This is a genomic window from Metalysinibacillus jejuensis (assembly GCF_003057615.1).
Lineage (GTDB): Bacteria > Bacillota > Bacilli > Bacillales_A > Planococcaceae > Metalysinibacillus > Metalysinibacillus jejuensis.
This window is the reverse complement of sequence record NZ_QAFW01000180.1, coordinates 1-388: the sequence shown is the minus strand read 5'-3', so window position 1 is coordinate 388 and position 388 is coordinate 1. Positions and strand designations below refer to the sequence as shown.

Here is a 388-nt window from a genome sequence, read left to right as displayed (position 1 = left end):
GCCACATACCCACATGAACAACGGTAAGTACGTTCAGATAGCTTCATAGGTTTTTCTGCACCACAACAAGAACATTTTTTAGTCGAAGGGAACCATTTATCAATTTTCACAAGCTGTTTCCCTTGTTCTTTTAGCTTGTACGATAAGAATGTAGTGAACATGCCCCAACCATTGTCGTGAACGCTTTTACCAAAGTGAAGGGCTTGAGACATTCCTTTCATGTCCAAGTCCTCGATGATAACAGCGTCATAGGTTGTTGCTAATTCTTTTGATTGATGGTGTAGAAAGTTCTTACGTTGATTGGCTGTTTTTTCTTGTAGTGCAGCCACTTTCAAACGTTGTTTTTCCCAACGTGCAGAACCTTTCTTTCTACGAGATAGGATGCGTT

1 protein-coding gene is annotated in these 388 nt (G+C 40.5%); it reads right to left on the bottom strand.

What is annotated here, in order from left to right; genetic code table 11:
- The coding region (locus DDE80_RS14785; protein ID WP_153060949.1) for an RNA-guided endonuclease InsQ/TnpB family protein at window positions 1–388 on the bottom strand (388 nt) is incomplete at both ends.